Below are 396 nucleotides of genomic sequence, written 5' to 3' on the forward strand. Positions count from 1 at the left end.
CGCCTTGTATTGAGTTTAATTGGGTTTGATGGAGATGCAGCTACACAAACAGCGGAAACACTTACGCAACTTAGGATAGCTGATATTGTTATTCCAGTAGTTACAGCAGCTTTGGCTATTTGGGTAATGTGGAAATATAGCCTTACTGAAGAAAGAGCAAGAGAAATAAAAGCCGAATTAGAGGAAAGAAGAGGCGTATTGTAATTATAAACGCTAACAAACAAAACCAAAATAAAATGTCAACAAAAGTATTAATCATAGTAGGATTTGCATTTATTTTAATTGCGATTCTTAGCAGTATAAAATTGAGCTCAGGCGCTAGATTTATTAGCACTAAACTGGGAATACCAGCTGGAATAATTGGGGTTTTAATGATTATCTACGCCAGTTATTCGT

The 396-nt window shown here is 35.4% G+C and carries 1 protein-coding gene; it reads left to right on the forward strand.

The genetic code is table 11. From position 1 onward, the window contains the following. Positions 1-204 (forward strand): MFS transporter (locus H4O21_RS28330; protein ID WP_182812526.1); only part of this gene is annotated, 204 nt, incomplete at its 5' end. Positions 205-396 lie beyond the last annotated feature (192 nt).

The sequence above is a fragment of the Oceanospirillum sediminis genome (assembly GCF_014164585.1).
In the GTDB taxonomy this organism is placed as follows: Bacteria; Pseudomonadota; Gammaproteobacteria; order Pseudomonadales; family Halomonadaceae; genus Oceanospirillum; species Oceanospirillum sediminis.